The 16,146-nt window shown below is 65.2% G+C and carries 19 protein-coding genes; 10 read left to right on the forward strand and 9 right to left on the reverse strand.

The window, feature by feature from the left end; all coding sequences use genetic code 11:
* The first annotated feature begins 51 nt into the window (after nt 1–51).
* The gene (locus K7G82_RS26770) at nt 52–2,049 is read left to right on the forward strand and encodes an ATP-binding protein (RefSeq protein ID WP_222993115.1); all 1,998 of its coding nucleotides are present in this window, start codon (nt 52–54) and stop codon (nt 2,047–2,049) included.
* Here K7G82_RS26770 and K7G82_RS26775 read toward each other — a convergent pair.
* Genes K7G82_RS26775 through K7G82_RS26785 form a run of 3 tightly spaced genes read right to left on the reverse strand, consistent with a single transcriptional unit; the run spans nt 2,006 to nt 4,355 of the window.
* Nucleotides 2,006–2,863, reverse strand: a complete 858-nt coding sequence (locus K7G82_RS26775; RefSeq protein WP_222993117.1) for a hypothetical protein — start codon at nt 2,861–2,863, stop codon at nt 2,006–2,008. The genes K7G82_RS26770 and K7G82_RS26775 overlap by 44 nt on opposite strands.
* On the reverse strand, nt 2,860–3,834 hold the full coding sequence (locus K7G82_RS26780) for a diacylglycerol/lipid kinase family protein (RefSeq protein ID WP_222993118.1): 975 nt from the start codon (nt 3,832–3,834) through the stop codon (nt 2,860–2,862). Before K7G82_RS26780 ends, K7G82_RS26775 begins: the two co-directional genes overlap by 4 nt.
* Nucleotides 3,835–3,842: 8 nt before the next feature.
* Nucleotides 3,843–4,355 (reverse strand): DUF2141 domain-containing protein, encoded by a 513-nt coding sequence (locus K7G82_RS26785; RefSeq protein ID WP_222993120.1) that lies wholly within the window; start codon nt 4,353–4,355, stop codon nt 3,843–3,845.
* 130 nt (nt 4,356–4,485) lie between these two features.
* On the opposite strand from K7G82_RS26785, the gene lptF reads away from it, so the two are divergent.
* The 8 genes from lptF (at nt 4,486) to K7G82_RS26825 (ending at nt 10,944) form a co-directional block, all read left to right on the forward strand.
* A complete protein-coding gene (gene lptF, locus K7G82_RS26790) occupies nt 4,486–5,682 on the forward strand; it encodes an LPS export ABC transporter permease LptF (RefSeq protein ID WP_222993122.1) in 1,197 nt (398 codons plus the stop codon).
* 3 nt (nt 5,683–5,685) lie between these two features.
* Nucleotides 5,686–6,780, forward strand: coding sequence for an LPS export ABC transporter permease LptG (gene lptG, locus K7G82_RS26795; protein WP_222993124.1), 1,095 nt, complete (start codon nt 5,686–5,688; stop codon nt 6,778–6,780).
* Nucleotides 6,781–7,011: 231 nt separating this feature from the next.
* Complete coding sequence (locus K7G82_RS26800; protein WP_246623930.1) at nt 7,012–7,719, forward strand: sterol desaturase family protein; 708 nt, start codon at nt 7,012–7,014, stop codon at nt 7,717–7,719.
* A gap of 87 nt (nt 7,720–7,806) precedes the next feature.
* On the forward strand, nt 7,807–8,961 hold the full coding sequence (locus tag K7G82_RS26805) for an N-acetyltransferase (protein WP_222993128.1): 1,155 nt from the start codon (nt 7,807–7,809) through the stop codon (nt 8,959–8,961).
* Nucleotides 8,962–8,978: 17 nt separating this feature from the next.
* A complete protein-coding gene (locus K7G82_RS26810) occupies nt 8,979–9,653 on the forward strand; it encodes a fumarylacetoacetate hydrolase family protein (protein ID WP_222993130.1) in 675 nt (224 codons plus the stop codon).
* Between the two features lie 116 nt (nt 9,654–9,769).
* A complete protein-coding gene (locus tag K7G82_RS26815) occupies nt 9,770–10,063 on the forward strand; it encodes a hypothetical protein (RefSeq protein ID WP_222993132.1) in 294 nt (97 codons plus the stop codon).
* Nucleotides 10,064–10,135: 72 nt separating this feature from the next.
* Nucleotides 10,136–10,483 carry a DUF6152 family protein gene (locus K7G82_RS26820; RefSeq protein WP_222993134.1) on the forward strand — a complete coding sequence of 116 codons (348 nt, stop codon included), beginning with the start codon at nt 10,136–10,138 and terminating at the stop codon, nt 10,481–10,483.
* Between the two features lie 20 nt (nt 10,484–10,503).
* Entirely contained in the window at nt 10,504–10,944 is a 441-nt protein-coding gene (locus K7G82_RS26825) for a DUF6644 family protein (RefSeq protein WP_222993136.1), read from the forward strand.
* On the opposite strand, the gene K7G82_RS26830 is transcribed toward K7G82_RS26825, so the two are convergent.
* Nucleotides 10,935–11,828: a LysR family transcriptional regulator gene (locus K7G82_RS26830; RefSeq protein ID WP_222993138.1), complete on the reverse strand. Its 894-nt coding sequence runs from the start codon at nt 11,826–11,828 to the stop codon at nt 10,935–10,937. The genes K7G82_RS26825 and K7G82_RS26830 overlap by 10 nt on opposite strands.
* A 103-nt stretch (nt 11,829–11,931) precedes the next feature.
* Between K7G82_RS26830 and K7G82_RS26835 the strand changes: the two genes are divergently transcribed.
* Nucleotides 11,932–12,681, forward strand: a complete 750-nt coding sequence (locus tag K7G82_RS26835; protein ID WP_246623916.1) for an SDR family oxidoreductase — start codon at nt 11,932–11,934, stop codon at nt 12,679–12,681.
* Nucleotides 12,682–12,687: 6 nt separating this feature from the next.
* Here the strand turns inward: K7G82_RS26835 and K7G82_RS26840 are convergent, their stop codons facing one another.
* The 5 genes from K7G82_RS26840 to K7G82_RS26860 form a co-directional block, all read right to left on the reverse strand.
* Nucleotides 12,688–13,203: a DUF2239 family protein gene (locus K7G82_RS26840; RefSeq protein ID WP_222993140.1), complete on the reverse strand. Its 516-nt coding sequence runs from the start codon at nt 13,201–13,203 to the stop codon at nt 12,688–12,690.
* A 58-nt stretch (nt 13,204–13,261) separates the two neighbouring features.
* Nucleotides 13,262–14,035 (reverse strand): exodeoxyribonuclease III, encoded by a 774-nt coding sequence (xth, locus tag K7G82_RS26845; protein WP_222993142.1) that lies wholly within the window; start codon nt 14,033–14,035, stop codon nt 13,262–13,264.
* 32 nt (nt 14,036–14,067) lie between these two features.
* Nucleotides 14,068–14,403, reverse strand: a complete 336-nt coding sequence (erpA, locus tag K7G82_RS26850) for an iron-sulfur cluster insertion protein ErpA (RefSeq protein WP_222993144.1) — start codon at nt 14,401–14,403, stop codon at nt 14,068–14,070.
* 55 nt (nt 14,404–14,458) lie between these two features.
* Nucleotides 14,459–15,226: a M23 family metallopeptidase gene (locus K7G82_RS26855; protein WP_222993146.1), complete on the reverse strand. Its 768-nt coding sequence runs from the start codon at nt 15,224–15,226 to the stop codon at nt 14,459–14,461.
* 138 nt (nt 15,227–15,364) lie between these two features.
* Nucleotides 15,365–16,144: a ferritin-like domain-containing protein gene (locus K7G82_RS26860; RefSeq protein ID WP_222993149.1), complete on the reverse strand. Its 780-nt coding sequence runs from the start codon at nt 16,142–16,144 to the stop codon at nt 15,365–15,367.
* Nucleotides 16,145–16,146 lie beyond the last annotated feature (2 nt).

Genomic DNA, 16,146 nt, shown 5'->3' on the forward strand with positions numbered 1-16,146 from the left:
GCGTCAGCACGTGACTTTCGCGATTCCGGCAGTTTTGCTAGACTGAATGAGATGGCGGCGGCGGAAGACTTCGAGCCCGGCAACGAGGACGCACCGCGCTCCGGCTGGCAGCGATGGCTGGGCTGGATCGCGGCGGCGATCGTCGTCGCGAGCCTTGCCGGCCTTGTCGTCATGCTCGGCATATCGAGCACGCAGCGCGACACCGCACTCGCGCAGCAGGAACACAGTTTCGAAGTCATGATCGCGGTGCGCGGCATCGAGGGCCAGATGACGAATGCCGAGGCGGTGCTCGGCCGGGCCGTCATCGCCAGCGACAAGCGGATCGCACGCCAGTTTTACGACGAATGGCGCCGCACCGGCGTCATGATCGAACGACTGGCGCGGCTCGCGCGCGACAATCCGGACCAGGCCGCGCTCGTCAAAGCGCTGCGATCGCTCTACCGCACGCGCAGCGAGGAGCTGGAAGCCGCGGCGCTCCACCTCAATTACGATCAGAAGGTCCAGGCGCTGTCCGCCTATTTCGCGGCGGGCAAGACCGACAGCATCGCCCGGACCAAGGCGATCTTCCGCGAAATCGTCCGGAACGAGGAAGCGTTGCTGGCGACACGCGCCGGCGATGCCCAGGGCTTCCTGCAACAGGCGAACCGGCTGGCGGCGACGCTTGCGGTGCTCGGCCTGTTGCTCGTCGCCGCGCTGATCGCGCTTGGCTGGATCACGATCGAGGTGATCGGCCAGCGTCGCCGCGCACGCCGGCGCGCCGACGCCGAATCGCTGCGCGCCGAAGTGCTCGAAGCCGCCGTCGCGGAGCGCACCGCCGAACTTCGCCTCGCCAACCAGCATCTGCTGACCGAAGCCGCCGAACGCGCCCAGGCCGAAGCCCAGCTTCGGCAGATCCAGAAAATGGAGGCGGTCGGCCAGTTGACCGGCGGCATCGCCCATGACTTCAACAACATGCTCGCCGTGGTCGTGGGCGGCCTCGAACTCGCAAAGCGCAAGCTCCACAACCATGCCGCCGATGCCGAGCGCCATATCGACAATGCGATGGAAGGCGCCAATCGCGCCGCCGCGCTCACCCGCCGCCTGCTCGCCTTCGCGCGCGCCGAACCGCTCCTGCCCCAGGCGGTTTCGCCGGATACGCTGGTCACCGGCATGACCGACCTGATGGATCGCACGCTCGGCGAGCGTATCCAGCTCGCGTTCGAAACCGTTCCCGGTCTCTGGCCGATCTGGGTGGATCGCCATCAGCTCGAGAATGCGATCCTCAACCTGGCGGTCAATGCCCGCGACGCGATGGAACATGGCGGCCGACTGACGATCCGTACCTCCAACGCCGTGCTGGCGGCCGACGAGGTCGGTGAATCGCCGCCGGGCGACTATGTGCGGATCGACGTCTCCGATACCGGCGCGGGCATGACGCCCGAGATTCTCGACCGCGTCTTCGAACCCTTCTTCACCACCAAGCCCGTCGGCAAGGGCACCGGGCTGGGGTTGAGCCAGATCTTCGGCTTTGTCCGCCAATCGGGCGGCGAGGTCGCGATCGCGTCGACGCCGGGCGCGGGCACCACGGTTTCGCTCTATCTGCCCCGCCACCACGTCTACGGAACCGACCTGCCCGAGACCGAGGAAACGCCGACGGTCGCCGACAGCCAGCCGCTCGCCAACGATCATGTCGCACTGATCGTGGAGGACGACCCCCGCGTGCTGATCGCGACGGCGGGCGCATTGGAGGAACTGGGCTTCGAAACGCTGCGCGCCACGGGCGGCGAGGAAGCGATATTGCGGCTGGCCTCCGATCCGCGGATCGACATCATCGTCACCGACGTGGTCATGCCGGGCATGACCGGACCGGAACTGATCGCGGAGATCGCGCCGCTTTATCCCGAGATCGCGGTGCTCTTCGTGACCGGCTATGCCGATGTCGAGGACGCGGCGGCCTTTCGCGGTCACGCGGTATTGCGCAAACCCTATACGATCGGCGCGCTGAAGGCGGCGGTCGAGGCGGCGCTCAGCGGATCGCGCCCCGCGCCAGAAGCCGAGGCAGCAGAGTAAGCGCGCCCAGGATCGGAAAACGCCGCTGCCAGGGCCGGATGACGATCCGGGTGCCGGCATGGCGATTCACCTTCCAGGCAAGATAGTCGATCCCGCCCGCGAAGGTCAGGCTGGCCTTGGCGAGCCTGACAAGCGTCAACAGCTTGCCGTTGCGGCGCAGTCGCCGCCACCGGGCATCGAGCCCGTCCATCGGCTTCACCGCGATCGCGGCGCCGAAACGGCGATACCGTTCCGGATCGAAATCGACGATCGTCCCCGGCCGCCCGCCGCGTTCGGCACGGAGTTCCGCGCCATAGGTGAGCGTGAAGCCACGCCGCCAACGATCGAGCGGATCCGCACCGTCGCCCTCCGGCGTCAACATCAGCAGCGTGCGCGGTGCGCGCTCCACCGCCGAAACGATACGCGACCGCGCCTGATCGTCGGAAGCCCAGACGAGCCGGGAAGGTTGAGCGAAGCGCGCCCAGACCGAAACGGCGCTGGCGTCGGGACCGCACAGGTCGTGGAGATCGGCTTCGCTGAGCACGGCATATTTCGCGGCCAGCCCGTCATGTTCGAAGGGAAAGACATTCGGCGGCACCAGGCGATTTGCGGTCGCGAGCCAGCTTTTGGGATAAGCCGAGGGATAGTCCGAGACGATCAGGTAGAAATCGAGCATCAGCCCGTCGAGCTCGGTTGTCCGCAGGCACGAACCGTAAAAGAGCACGCCGCGCGCGGCCACCGGATAGCGGGCGGCGATCGCCGCCGCCATCGCCGCCACGCGCGGATCGACCGGCTCGGCAAGCTCGGCCCCGATCAGCGAAAGCAGGTCGGTCACGCCGCGAGGCGAAGGAAGGGCACCGGCGGGGTGGAGGTGAGCACGATCGGATGATCGGCCTCGGCGCGGAAGGTTTCACCATCCAGGATCACGCTCGATCCCACGCCCTCGATCCGGACCACGTCGCCGCGCTCGAAATGCACGCCGCTCATCTCCTGGCGGCCGAGCCGGCCCGAGATCGCGGCGAACAGCGCGCGCATGAGTGCGGTGAAGCCCACATCCACAGCCATGAACTTCATCCGGCCCGGCTGGCCGCCCGTACCGTCGGTGCGGCTGGCGAGCAGCATCTTTTCCAGCGTCGTCACGATCAGCAGCGAGAACCGCCCCTGAAACTGGCCGTCGCGGACCAGCGAGACGCGCACCGGATCGGGCCGCGGCGGCAGGAAACGCGTGCGGATACCGAACAGCATCGATGCCAGCACCGCGATCACCGTCAACACATGGCTGACGCCGTTGGGCAGGCCCAGCGGATAGATCTTGGTGCGACAATAAAGGATCGAATCGGCGAGACCCGCACCGCCCAGGAACATGCCCAGCGTCGGGCGGCTGCCGGCATGACCATCCGAAAGCGCGATCAGCTCGCGCGCGACGATATGATCCGACAGATCGGACCTGGACAGCGCCACGATCCGCTCGAGCGCATCCAGCGGATCGCCCACCGCGCCGAGATCGAGCGCGATCAGATTGGTCTTGCCGTTGGGCAGCACCGCCACGGGCGGCGGCGAATCGCCGAAATGCCCGCCATGATAGAGTTCGGTCAGCGCCGCCTGGACGGTGCCGTCACCGCCATTGATGACGAGGATCTTGGGCTTCACCCGCGCGATCGAGCGCAACGCGTCGCCGATCTGGCTGACATGCTCGACCTCGTAATGGAAGATGTCCGGCCGGCCCGCGCAATAGCTCCGCACGCGCGGCAGCAACGAGCGATTGCCCGTTGAGCGCGGATTGGAAAGAAGCGCGACGCAGGCCATGATGCTCCCTATGCGATGGGCCGGAAGGAGAGGCCCTGCACGTAACGCAGGGTGACGGGAACCACCTGAGCGCCGCCGCCGACGCTGAATGCCACGCGCGACAGATTCGGCTTGCGCTTGGACAGCAGGTCCATCAGCGATACATCCGGATTGCCGGAGAAGCCGCCGCCGTCGCCGCGATCGGACTTGCCGTCGCCATTGACGTCATGACGTACCGAAATCGCGTAGCGCCCTTCCTTGGGCACCGGCACGCAGATATCCATCACGTTCGCGCGCGCCGGTACGTCGACACGCTGCAAATAGGCCTTTTTCTCAAGGAATGTGGCGGGATTGTTGGCATAGAGCTGAACGCGCACCGTGCCGGTACGCGTTTTCAAACCGCTCACCCGCGCGATCACCGCGGGGCCGCCACCGGCGCAAGCGGCCGCGAACGGACCGATCGGCGCGGCTGCCGCCGGCGCGGCGAACGGCAACGCGGCCGTGCCGAGGGCCAGGGCGATGACAGCGGAAACTTTGAACATGACCTTGTTACTCCTGGAAGCTATACCCACCCCGCATGGGCGTGGCTGGTCCGGTCTAGCCCCTGTTACGATCACAAGATCGGCTGCGTTTGCGGCCAAATCATGGTCACGAGGCGTCTGAAATCTGAAAATGCTCACCTCGACCGATCGTTATCTGGCCCGGCTGATCGCGCTGCCCCTGTTCGGGACGCTGGTGATCGCCGCGATGCTGCTGGTCCTCGACAAGATGTTGCGGCTGTTCGATTTCGTCGCATCCGAAGGCGGCCCGGTGAGCGTCGTCTGGCAGATGCTCGCGAATCTGATTCCCGAATATCTTTCGCTCGGCATCCCGATCGGGCTGATGCTCGGCATCCTGCTCGCCTTCCGCAAGATCGCCACCAGTTCGGAGCTCGACGTCTTCCGCGCGGTGGGCATGAGCTATGGCCGGCTGCTGCGGGTGCCTTACATGTATGCGATCGCGCTCGCGCTCGTGAACCTCGCGATCGTCGGCTATATCCAGCCCTATGCGCGCTATGCTTATGAAGGGCTGCGCTTCGAGTTGCGATCAGGCGCGCTCGGCGCCTCGATCAAGGTGGGCGAGTTCACCAAATTGGGCGGACGGCTGACGCTGCGAATCGAGCAGAGCCGCAATGAGGGCCGCAATCTCTCCGGCATCTTCGTGCGCGCCGAAAGCCGCAACGGCCAGTCGGTGACCGCCACCGCCAAGGCCGGCCAGTTCATGGCCACCGACGATCCCGACACGATCATCCTGCGCCTGACCCAGGGCGTGCTCGTCCACGACGCGCCGAGTTTCCGCACGCCCCGCGTATTGAGTTTCAGCGCGCACGACCTGCCGATCGACCTGCCCAAGATCGAATCCTTCCGCGGGCGCGGCGGCGCCGATCGCGAACTCACCATTCCCGAACTCGTCCAGGTCGGCCGCGATTCGCGAACATCGGAGACGCTGCGCAACGAAACGCGCGCCAATTTCCACTTCCGCCTGGTCGAAGTGGCGATGATGCTGCTGCTGCCCCTGCTCGCGGTCGCGCTGGCGATCCCGCCCAAGCGATCATCATCGGCGCTCGGCGTGTTCCTGTCGATCGTGATGGTGGTGACCTATCACAAGGTGAACGAATATGCCGAAGGCATGGGCGCGCTGGGCCGCATCGACCCGCTGATCGCGCTCTGGGTGCCGTTCCTGCTGTTCGCGGCGCTGATCGGCTGGATGTACCATGTTATCGCGCATGTGCCGGGCGGCCAGCCGATCGGCGCGCTCGAACGCGGCGTCGCCAAGCTCGGCGCGGTGTTCAAACGCCTGTTCCGCAATCGCAGGCAGGCGGAGAGCTGATCGATGCAGACCCAGTTTTTCCCGTCGCGCACCATGTCCATCTATATGGGCCGGATGTTCCTGGTCCGCAGCTTCGCGGTGCTCGCGGCGCTGGTGCTGGTGCTCCAGGCGCTCGATCTGCTCGGCGAATCGGGCAAGATCCTGGCGCAGCCGGGCAACGGCAATGCGGAGCTCTGGACCTATGTCTCGCTGCGCGTGCCGCAGATCATCCAGCGCTTCCTGCCCTTCTCCGTGCTGCTCGGCACGCTGATCACGCTCGCCACGCTCAACCAGAACAGCGAAGTGATCGCGATGAAGTCGTCGGGGCTCTCGGCGCATCAGGTGCTCGCGCCGCTGATCCTGACGAGCATCATCGTCGCGGCGATCACATTCGTCTTCAACGATCGCATCGTCACCCGCGCGACGTCCACGCTCGATCGCTGGCAGGCCGTCGATTACGCCCCCCTTCCCCCCGACCGGGCGCTTCAGGCCAATATCTGGGTGCGCGACGGCAACAACCTGATCCATGCCGGCCAGGTTCGCGGTCGCGGCGCCGCGACGCGACTGAGCGACGTCACCGTTTACGATCGCGAGAACGATGCGCTGCGCGAGATCGTGAAGGCGCCGACGGCGGTCTACACCGGCACCGCCTGGCGGCTCGACAACGCCACCCGTTTCGACGTGCCGACCGGGGTCAACCGGCCGGCGGGCACGGTGACGATCGGCAAGGACATCCGGCCCGATCAGTTCACCCTGTCGAGCGTCGATCCGGACGGTCTCTCCTTCGTCGCGCTCAACAGCGCGATCGAGGATCTGGACGTCGCCGGCCGGCCCACCAAATCGCTGAAGGCCAATCTCTGGCACAAGATCGCGGGGCCGATGTCGTCGATCCTGATGCCGTTGCTCGGCGCGGTGGCGGCGTTCGGACTGGCGCGATCGGGGCGGCTGTTCCTGCGCGCGGTGATCGGGATGGCACTGGGCTTCGCCTATTTCGTCGCGGACAATTTCGGGCTCGCCATGGGCAATCTCGGCGCGTATCCGCCCTTCCTCGCGGCCTGGGGCCCGTTCCTGCTGTTCCTGCTGATCGGCGAGACCGTGCTGATCCGCACCGAGGAATAGGCTTCACGCGGCTTCCCTTTCTGCGCCGCAATTATGCCGCATTGACTGGGCAGAGCCTTGCATCTGATATGCGGGCATGTGCGTTTGCCAAAAGCATCGTGTGGAGTTTTCCAGCAAACGATGCGACGACAAAGGCCTGGGGCCCGGCACGATGAATCGAGGACCAACGCCGTGAAGATCTCAGACACCGTCAAAACGGGGTTCTGGCAGAAGACCCATCATCTCGACCGCATGACGTTGCGCGAGTTGATCCACGCCTATTTCCAGTATCCGGCGATCATCCTGTACCTCGGCCTGGCCGCGGCTGCCGGTGGCGTATGGCTGTGGCGCCCCGCGCCGCTGATCCAGACGCTCGCGTCGATCGCGCTGGCCGTGCTCGTCTTCCCGCTCGCCTGGTACGTGCTGCATCGCTGGGTGCTGCACAGCCAGTGGATGTGGAAGCACAAATGGCTCGCGCCGACCTGGAAGCGCATTCATTACGACCATCATCAGGATCCCAACAATCTGGAGGTCCTGTTCGGATCGCCGCTCAACGTGGTGCCGACGGTCGCGATCGCGACGATCCCGCTCGGCTACATGATCGGCGGCACCGGTGCCGCGGCGATCGCGTTCGGCACGGGCATGATCACCACCTGCGTCAACGAGTTCTTCCACTGCATCCAGCATCTTTCGTACAAGCCGCGCTACGCGTGGATCGCGATGATCAAGCAGCGGCACATGGCGCATCATTTCCACGACGAAACCGGCAATTTCGGTATCACCAACTATTGGTGGGACCGGCTGTTCGGCACGCTCTACGAACGGATCGGCGACCGCAAGAAGAGCCCGACCGTGTTCAACCTCGGCTATACGGCCGAAGTCGCCGAAAAATATCCCTATGTCGCGGATCTTTCCGGCGGCGTCGCAACCGGCCATCCACGCCGGCGCAACAAGGACTGAACCAAACCCAGGGATGCCGGCGGAAGCCGGCATCTTCATTTCGAGCGCCGGCTTTCGCCGGCGCGGCACTTGCGGCATGAGGCGCGCATGACCGATAGCATCACCATCCGTCCCGTCGAGACCAAGGCCGACCGCAAGGCGTTCGTCGACCTTCCCTTTCGTCTCTATGCGAATGATCCGAACTGGGTTCCTCCCCTCAAGGATGAGGTTCATGGCCTGATCACCCCGGCCAAGAATCCGTGGTTCGGCCATGGCGAGGCGCAGCTCTTCCTTGCCGAACGTGCCGGCCGTGTCGTCGGACGGATCTCCGCGCATCTCGATCACCTGGCGCTTACACAGCCCTTGGAGCAGGGCATGGGGCCAGGCACCGGCAATTGGGGCATGATGGAAGCGGAAGACGAAGCCGTTTTCCAGGCGCTGATCGCACGCGCCGAACAATGGCTTCGCGACAAGGGCATGCACCGCTCGCTCGGACCGCTCAGCCTTTCGATCTGGGATGAGCCCGGCTTGCTGATCAGCGGTTTCGATCATCCGCCGACGGTGATGATGGGCCATAACAGCCCCGCCTATCGCGCCTGGGTCGAAGCGGCAGGCTATGCCCCAGCAAAGTCGCTCTACACCTATGATCTCGGCATCTCCGAACCGTTTCCGCCGATCGTCCAGCGCATCGTCGCCTCGGGCGAGCGCAACCCGCGCATCCGCATCCGCAATGTCGACAAGAGCCGCTTCGAAACAGAGGCTGCGCTGATCCTGGGCATCCTCAACGATGCCTGGGCGGACAATTGGGGCTTCGTCCCGCTGACCGACGCCGAAATCGCCTATGTCGGCAAGAAGCTGAAGCCGATCGTGTTCGAGGATCTGATCCGCATCGCCGAAGTCGATGGCGAGCCGGTCGCCTTCATGCTGGTTCTGCCCGATCTCAACGAAGCACTGAAGCCGCTTGGCGGATCGTTGCTGCCGTTCGGCTGGGCCAAGCTGCTGCTATGGCTGCGCAAGCCCAAGGTACGCACGATGCGCGTGCCGCTGATGGGCGTGGTGAAGCGCCTCCAGTCGAGCCGGCTTGCAAGCCAGCTCGCTTTCATGATGATCGAGTTCATCCGTCGCGACGCAACGGTTCGCTACGGCTCCACCCGGGGCGAGATCGGCTGGATCCTTGACGATAATCAGGGCATGCGCGCCATCGCCGACGCGATCGAGAGCAAGATCAACAAGGAATATGTCGTTTACGACAAGTCGCTCTGAGTGAAGGAAGCCCGACCATGATTCTGCCGACACTCGAAATCCCGACGATCGCGATCGCCGGAAGCACGGATCGTTTTCCCGTGCGCCGGATCTTCTGCGTCGGGCAGAATTATGCCGATCATGCACGCGAGATGGGATCGGACCCCAATCGCCAGAGCCCCTTCTTCTTCACCAAGCCGGCCGATGCGGTCGTGCCGAGCGCCTTGACGCTGCCCTTTCCGGGCCGAACCGCCGATCTCCATCATGAAGTGGAACTGGTCGTGGCGCTCGGTGCCGGCGGATCGACAATCGCGCCATCGGATGCCGATGGCCTGATCTTCGGCCATGCGGTCGGCATCGATCTCACCCGCCGCGATCTGCAAGCCGAGGCGAAGAAGACCGGCCGGCCATGGGACATGGCCAAGGGCTTCGATCAATCCGCGCCGATCGGCGCGCTCACTCTCGGCGCGCCGCCCGAAAAGGGCCGCATCGCACTGACGATCGACGGCGAGATCCGCCAGTCGGGCGATCTGTCGCACATGATCTGGAGCGTGGCGGAAATCATCGCCGAACTGTCCACCTATGTGGCACTCGCGGCGGGCGATCTCATCTTCACCGGCACGCCATCGGGCGTCGGACCGATCCGCCCCGGCGAGGACGTATGCGGTACGATCGAGGGGATCGAACCCGTCGAGGTCCGTTTCGCAGCCTGAACATCCTTTGCCCGATCCAGTTTTTTGTTTCGCGGTCGCATTGAAAGCGTAATCTTGCAGGGGCAATAGTCGCGCTGCCCAATGTACGGGTGACTCGTAAGCAAAGGATATTCCCCATGACCCGAATCGTCTCGCTTTCCCTGCTCGGCGGACTGATGATGGCATCGCTCGCCGCCACGCCGGCCGCCGCGCAATCATGCGTCGGCAATCGCAACATGTGCGATGCGCTCTCCGCTCTGGAACAGGCCCGCGCATCGCTGCAGCGCGCCGATTCGAACAAGGGCGGCCATCGCGCCCAGGCGATCCGTTCGGTCGATCAGGCGATCCGCCAGGTCCGCAACGGCATCCGCTACAGCAATGGCAGCCCCACCTATCCCGGCCGCCCGGATCGTCCGGACCGCCCGCGCTGAGATAGCCACTCTCGCTTTCCAGCCCCATCGGCGATATCCTGCCTATAGCGGGGTTTCGCCGATGGAGGCCTTATGCTCATCAGACTGACCGTCGCCGCACTGTTCGCGGCCGTTCCAGCCGCCGCGCTCGCGCATCATGGCTGGAGTTCCTATGACGATACCAAGGTTCTGACGATCAAGGCGCCGATCAGCGCCGTCACCTGGGGCAACCCCCATGGCGCGGCGAAGGTCGTGTGGCAGAAAAGAACCTGGGATGTCGTTCTCGCGCCCGTCTCGCGCATGGAGACGCGCGGCCTGACACGCGAGATGCTCGCTCCTCGAAAGACCGTCACGCTGGTCGGCTATGCACGCAAGGACGGGACCGCCGAAATGCGGATCGAGCGCGTGATCGTCGACGGCAAGACGGTGGAACTCCGCTGATCGAGCCGTTCGCCGCCGCGGTGGAGGCATCGCAGCTTGGCGCGTTCGCACGCGGATCGGCCTGGGCCTATCCGGCCGCCAATCTCGTGCATCTGCTCGGCCTTGTCCTGCTGCTCGGCGGGATCGGCGTGGTGGATCTCAGGATCATCGGCGCATTCCGCGCGCTGCCGATCGACGCCGTCATGCGTGCCTTCACGCCGCTTGCGATCTGCGGCCTTGCCCTGCTCGCGCTCAGTGGGCCGATCCTGTTCGCGGCCGACGCGATCGCCCTCTCCCGCTCCGACGTCTTCGCCCGAAAACTGGTGCTGATCGTCATCGCACTGCTGAACGCGTTCGGTTTTCGCTGGATCAGGCGCGGCCGGTCGGGTGAGGCAGGTGTCTTCGAACGGGTGATGGCGCTGGCATCGATCCTGCTCTGGCTGACTGTCGCGGCGCTCGGCCGCCTGATCGCCTATAATTGAGCACGCGCGAACTGTTCGACCGCCCAGTCCACAAAGACGCGTACGCGCGGCGAGAGTTGCCGGTTGCGCGGCCAGAGTATCGACACCGGCACCGACGGCGGCGGCGTTTCGACAAGCAGGGGCAGCAACCGTCCTTCCGGCAGATCGGCCCCGGCGTGAAAGCGCGGAACCTGGAACAGCCCCAGGCCGAGCCGCGCCGCCGCCAGATAGCTTTCGGTGCCGGTGACCGAGACGATGGCAGGCATGTCGACCGTGCGGATCGCGCCGTCGATCATGAATTCCAGCGGCCACAAATTGCCCGTGCTCAATGAGCGCAGGCCGATCATGCGATGCCCTTCCAGCGCATCGATACCCGTCGGCATGCCGTGTCGCGCCAGATAGGCCGGCGCCGCACAGGTCAATCGGTCGAGCATGATCAGCCGGCGGCCGACCATGTCGCTGTCCGGAAGATTGCCGTAGCGCAGCACGCAGTCGACGCCCTCGCGGACGACGTCGACCCATCGCTCCCCTTCGCTCATCGCGAGTTCGATCGCCGGATATCGCTCCAGAAAGTCGGGCAATCCGGGCAGCAGGAAATGCCGGGCGAGCGTTCCCTGGACTTCGACTCGCAGCAACCCGCCTGGTTTCAGGCCTGCAAAGGCGCCTTCCGCATCCTCCACATCGGCGATGATGCCGATACAGCGACGATAATAGGCCTCGCCATCCAGCGTCGGGGCGACATGGCGCGTCGTGCGTTGCAGCAACCGGACGCGCAGGCGCGCCTCCAGTGCCTTCACCGCATCGGTCGCGGTCGATCGCGGCACACCGATATCCCGCGCGGCCAGCGTGAAACTGCGCCGCTCGACGACCCGGATGAAGAGACGCATCGCGTCCAGCCGATCCATTATTCGCTCTTTCCGAACAGACTTGCCGAATACTGACTGATTATCCGCCTCATCGGAAGTGTCATCTTCCGTGTGTCTCCTCGAAAGATGAAAGGGCATCGCAATGGCCGATATCGAAGCATCATCCCCTCGCGTCGCGATCGTGACCGGCGCGTCACGCGGAATCGGCGCGGCCATCGCACGGCGGCTTGCCGGTGACGGCCATATCGTCATCGTCAATTTCGCGGGCCGTATCGCGGAGGCCGAAGCACTGGTTCGCGCGATCGAGGCCGATGGCGGCCGCGCCCTCGCCGCGCAGGCCGACATCGGAAATGCCGATGCGGTGTCACGGCTGTTCGATACCGCCGAGGCCGCGTTCGGCGGCGTCGATATCCTGGTCAACAATGCCGGCGTCATGCAATTGGCGTCGATCGCGGACAGCGACGACGCACTGTTCGACCGCCTCGTCGCGATCAATCTCAAAGGCAGCTTCAACACGCTGCGTCAGGCGTCGCGCCGGCTGCGCGACGGCGGCCGTATCGTCAATCTCTCGACGAGCGTCGTCGGCCTCAACCTCGAAAACTACGGCATCTATGCGGCAACCAAGGCGGCGGTGGAGACGCTCACCCGTATCCTGTCCAGGGAATTGCGCGGCCGCTCGATCACCGTCAACGCGGTGGCGCCCGGCCCGGTCGCGACCGATCTGTTCCTCGACGGCAAATCGCCCGAACTGATCGCGCGCATGGCGAAGATGAATCCGCTCGAACGGCTCGGCACGCCGGAGGATATCGCGGCGGCTGTCTCATTCCTTGTCGGGTCCGACGGCGGCTGGATCAACGGCCAGATCCTCCGCGCCAATGGCGGGATGGTCTGAGCCGGATCAACCCGGACCGGCGAATGCGCCATCGGCGAGCGATCGGGCATGATCGCGGATGCCGACGGGCCATTCGCCGGTCAGCGTCTCGAACCGTGCGCGATCCGCCGCGTAGAGCGCGCGAATCGCATCCTCATATCCCGGCCTGTCCCCCGCGATCGCCGACATGAAATGATAGGCGGCGTCCTTCGCCTGGCGCGCATCGGCCGGCCGCTTCCGGGCGGCATCGATCAGCCGCCGGATCGTGCTCGACGCGCCTCCGGGCTGCGCCTTCAACCACTCCCAGTGGCGCGGCAGCAAGGTCACCTCTCCCGCCGTGACGCCCAGTTTCGGGCGACCGCGCGAACGCGCCGGCTGCGATTCGCGCATGTCGAGATCGATCTGCCGGCCGGTTTCGTCGTCGAACACCAGCAACGGTCCGGATTGGGCGGGATCCACCGCACGCAGCGCCTTGCGGACTTCCTCCGGGGAGCCGGTGGCGATCCAGAGATCACCGGCAAAGGCTGTGCAGCTCATATCCATGAACGGCACTTATTATCCGGATATAATATCGTCAATATATCCGGGTATAAATATGGACTTAGTCGTTCAGGACGATCCAGGTCGCGGCGTGATCGCTCGCCTTTTCCCGCCCGCGATAGGATTTATCGACATTGGCGTCGACCAGCCGGTCCGCCGCCTGCGGGCTGAGCAGCAGATGGTCGATCCGGAACCCGGCGTCGCGCTGCCATGCGCCCGCCTGATAATCCCAAAAGGTCCAGATCGGCCCGACGGGATGGCGCGTGCGGATCGCATCGGTCCAGCCCTGGAAGCAGAGCGTGCGGAATTCGGCGCGGCTCTCCGGCTGCATCAGCGCGTCATTGGCCATCGCCTGCACCGAAAAGACATCCTCGTCGGTCGGGATCACATTATAGTCGCCGGCCAGCACCGCCGGCACTTCCTCCGCCAGGATTTCTTGCGCCCGCTGCTGCAGCCGGCGCATCCAGCGCAGTTTGTAATCGAATTTGGGGCCGGGCTGCGGGTTGCCGTTGGGCAGATAGATGGACGCGACCCGCACACCGAACACATCCGCCTCGACATAGCGGCTATGCTCGTCTTCGGGCTCTCCATCCAGACCGCGCCGGACCTCGACCGGATCGGCGCCGCGCGCCAGGATCGCGACCCCGTTGAATCCCTTCTGCCCGTGCCAGATCGCGCCATAGCCGGCGCCGCGCACGTCGCTTTCGGGAAAGGTCTCGTCGGAGGATTTGAGCTCCTGGAGGCAAACCACGTCGGGCTTGGTCTCGTCGAGCCATTCGAGCAGGCGCGGCAGGCGTGCCTTGATGCCGTTGACGTTATAGGTCGCGATCTTCATGCGCCGGGCCTAACCCAGCCGGCGCGACTATACTAGATCGAGAAACTGGAACCGCAGCCGCAGCCCGACGCCGCGTTCGGATTCTCGACCTTGAACGCCGATCCGCCGAGTGATTCGACAAAATCCACCGCCGCGCCGCGCACCAGATCCAGGCTGATCGGATCGACGACCAGTTGCACGCCGTCACGCGTCACGCTGACATCGTCCGCGTCGATGGTTTCGGCCAGCCCGAAGCGATACTGGAAGCCCGAACATCCGCCCCCCTCGACCGCCAGTCGCAAGATGGCAGGCTTGCCCTGACGCGCGGCGATCGCCGCGACGCGCGCGGCGGCTGATTCGGTAATGTCGATTGGTTGCGGCTCGCTCATGGAACCGAGATAGGAAGGTGGGGGCCCTACGACAAGCGTGGGCCCCTCTCCTCCCCTATTCCTTGTCCGGACCGCCCATCGCGATCTGGGTGCCCGTGCGCTCCTGCATCGCGACGACATAATCGGACGACTGGAGGAACGGCATGGGATTGACGGCGCGGCCGTCGAGACGAACTTCATAATGAAGATGGCTGCCGGTCGAACGGCCGGTCGAGCCCATCAGGCCGATGAGCTGGCCGCGCTTCACACGAGCGTTGGGCTGAACGAGGATCTGCGAGAGATGGCCGTAGCGGGTCTCGATGCCCTGGCCATGCTCGATCTCGACGAAATTGCCATAGCCGCCCAGGCGCTGCGCGCGGCCGACGACGCCATCGGCGGTCGCATAGACCGGGGTGCCGAGCGGGCCGGGAATGTCGACGCCGGCATGCATCGCGCGGCTGCCGCGGAACGGATCCGAACGGAAACCGAAATTGCTGGTGAAAGCGAGCTGCGAAACGGGCTTTTGCGAAGGCACGGAAACAAAGCCGGTGCCGGCGGTGCCGACCTGATCGAGCTTCTTCCACGACAGGAAGAGCGAGCGGAACTGCGGATCGGCTTCGCGGTCTTCCTTGGTCGCCTTTTCAAAAACGCCGCCGGTGGCGGCGGCGGCTTCGACGGCCTTGGGGGAAATAGCGGCCAGCACGGTTTCGGCCGGCGCATCGCTTGCCTGGGCGGGCGCGGCGGCAATCAGCGGCGTCGCGACCAGCAGGCCCAATACGGATTTCTGGAGAAAAGCGGCACCGCCGCGGAACCCAAGTACAGTAATCACGTTGTTCAAAATCATACCCACGCTCTTTGTGCCCCCAAAGATCGACGGTCGAAACGCCGATCGCGACCAGCGTGTCTTGAACCCTAACTGCACCGGGATTTGCCCCGCCCGTTGTGCCGAGCCTGTGTGATCGAACGCACAGCCGGCGACAAGTCAGCGGTAATAGTCTTGCGTTAAACCGGCTGCCGACCGCGCCGAGTCGTTGAACGGAGGCTTAAGAGCCCCCCGAAAATGGCGATTAACCAGCATCTTCCAGATCGCCGCCGGGCTCGAATCGTCGTTTCGGCACGTCCAGCCGAACCATTTCGTCCCCGTCGCGACATGCCGGATCTCATCGGCATAGATGCGTTCCAGGATGCGCGCCGACCGCTCGTCGCCCGATTCGCGATAACGGCGAACGGTGTCCGGCGTCACATCCAGTCCACGCGCTTCGAGCACCATCGGCACCACCGCCAGCCGCGCCTGCACGTCATGCGCGGTCTCGGTCGCCGCCTCCCACAGGCCGTCATGCGCGGGCAAGGCGCCATAATGGCTGCCCAGCACGCGCAGGCGCCGGTCGAGCAGCGCGAAATGCATCGCCTCGTCGGCGCCGACGCTCAGCCAGTCGTCAACGAATTCGCGCGGGAACCGTGCGCCGAAACGTCCCGCCATGTCGAAGGCGAGATCGATCGCGGCATATTCGATATGCGCCAGCGCGTGCAGCATCGCGATGCGGCCGCGTTCGGATCCGCCGCGCCCGCGCTTCGGCATGCGATTGGCCGGCAGCAGCAGCGGCTCCGCCGGCCGCGACGGACTGTCGGGCATCGTCGCCGCGAAGCCATGCTCCAGCCGCCCCAGCCGCCAGTCGCGCGCCACCTTGCGGGCGATCCGGACCTTGGACAGGGGCTCCGCGGTCAGCAGGACAGCGCGGATCGCGTCCGCGACGCTCGTCATCG

Origin of the sequence: Sphingomonas colocasiae, from assembly GCF_019880585.1 — a bacterium.
In the GTDB taxonomy this organism is placed as follows: Bacteria; Pseudomonadota; Alphaproteobacteria; order Sphingomonadales; family Sphingomonadaceae; genus Sphingobium_A; species Sphingobium_A colocasiae.

Coding starts and splice junctions, on each gene's coding strand:
- K7G82_RS26770 (WP_222993115.1), top strand. CDS start 52: ATGGCGGCGGCGGAAGACTTCGAGCCCGGCAACGAGGACGCACCGCGC.
- K7G82_RS26780 (WP_222993118.1), bottom strand. CDS start 3,834: ATGGCCTGCGTCGCGCTTCTTTCCAATCCGCGCTCAACGGGCAATCGC.
- K7G82_RS26785 (WP_222993120.1), bottom strand. CDS start 4,355: ATGTTCAAAGTTTCCGCTGTCATCGCCCTGGCCCTCGGCACGGCCGCG.
- lptF (WP_222993122.1), top strand. CDS start 4,486: ATGCTCACCTCGACCGATCGTTATCTGGCCCGGCTGATCGCGCTGCCC.
- lptG (WP_222993124.1), top strand. CDS start 5,686: ATGCAGACCCAGTTTTTCCCGTCGCGCACCATGTCCATCTATATGGGC.
- K7G82_RS26800 (WP_246623930.1), top strand. CDS start 7,012: ATGACGTTGCGCGAGTTGATCCACGCCTATTTCCAGTATCCGGCGATC.
- K7G82_RS26805 (WP_222993128.1), top strand. CDS start 7,807: ATGACCGATAGCATCACCATCCGTCCCGTCGAGACCAAGGCCGACCGC.
- K7G82_RS26810 (WP_222993130.1), top strand. CDS start 8,979: ATGATTCTGCCGACACTCGAAATCCCGACGATCGCGATCGCCGGAAGC.
- K7G82_RS26815 (WP_222993132.1), top strand. CDS start 9,770: ATGACCCGAATCGTCTCGCTTTCCCTGCTCGGCGGACTGATGATGGCA.
- K7G82_RS26820 (WP_222993134.1), top strand. CDS start 10,136: ATGCTCATCAGACTGACCGTCGCCGCACTGTTCGCGGCCGTTCCAGCC.
- K7G82_RS26830 (WP_222993138.1), bottom strand. CDS start 11,828: ATGGATCGGCTGGACGCGATGCGTCTCTTCATCCGGGTCGTCGAGCGG.
- K7G82_RS26835 (WP_246623916.1), top strand. CDS start 11,932: ATGGCCGATATCGAAGCATCATCCCCTCGCGTCGCGATCGTGACCGGC.
- K7G82_RS26840 (WP_222993140.1), bottom strand. CDS start 13,203: ATGGATATGAGCTGCACAGCCTTTGCCGGTGATCTCTGGATCGCCACC.
- xth (WP_222993142.1), bottom strand. CDS start 14,035: ATGAAGATCGCGACCTATAACGTCAACGGCATCAAGGCACGCCTGCCG.
- erpA (WP_222993144.1), bottom strand. CDS start 14,403: ATGAGCGAGCCGCAACCAATCGACATTACCGAATCAGCCGCCGCGCGC.
- K7G82_RS26855 (WP_222993146.1), bottom strand. CDS start 15,226: ATGATTTTGAACAACGTGATTACTGTACTTGGGTTCCGCGGCGGTGCC.
- K7G82_RS26860 (WP_222993149.1), bottom strand. CDS start 16,144: ATGACGAGCGTCGCGGACGCGATCCGCGCTGTCCTGCTGACCGCGGAG.